The organism is Alcanivorax sp. HI0044 (assembly GCF_001634945.1).
On record NZ_LWEZ01001765.1, the window covers coordinates 1 to 652 of the forward strand.

Sequence of the window (652 nt, forward strand, 5' to 3'; positions counted from 1 at the left end):
GGTGATAGAGAAGGTCACGCCGGCCACGGTAATCATGGAACCGGCGATGGTGGTCAACACCGCACTGGCGCCTTCCGGATTCACCGCCAGCAGGTAGGCCCACCAGTGTTCGCTGGCATCCGGAAGCTCACCGGGGATGGCCGTCAGGATAAAGGCCAGCAGCGACGCCCCGACCAGAAAGCAGGCCGGCAGCAACCACATGCTGGAACGTAACTGGGTATACCATTGCTGAAACCGTGCCAGCACCATGGCTCGCCCTCGCATCCTTGCCCGGGCGGATTACCCGGGTGCGCCACGCTTATGAACGCCCCCGGGCAGAGACCGGGGGAATCAGTCTTCCAGTGACAGTTTGTCCATCCCCGGCAGTGGCGGCAAATCTTTCCGGGTGGCACTGGCAAAGCGCGGCTTTTCCAGCTGGACCGTCAACCCCTGCAGGGTTTCCAGTGGCGCCTTGGTCGCCACCAGATTCGCCAGCCACACCGGCACGCTGCCGCCCGGATCCACGAAGGTTTCAAACTGCACCCGCACCCAACCATCGTCCATGGGAGTAATGATGAACTGGTTATCCAGCGCGGGAATACGTACGAAGCCATCCTGCTTTCCCAGCACGCCTTCGGCATTCACGCTGTGCAGGGTGATCGAGCCGGTGTCC

Annotated in this window: 1 protein-coding gene and 1 pseudogene; both read right to left on the reverse strand. The window is 62.3% G+C overall.

Features of this window, described 5'->3' with window-relative positions; translation table 11 throughout:
• Positions 1-249, reverse strand: a 249-nt coding sequence (locus A3730_RS26385) for a DUF2254 family protein (protein WP_197477657.1), incomplete at its 3' end; no start/stop codon positions are given.
• An 81-nt stretch (positions 250-330) separates the two neighbouring features.
• Positions 331-652: pseudogene (locus A3730_RS32290) on the reverse strand (hypothetical protein); the annotation flags it as partial.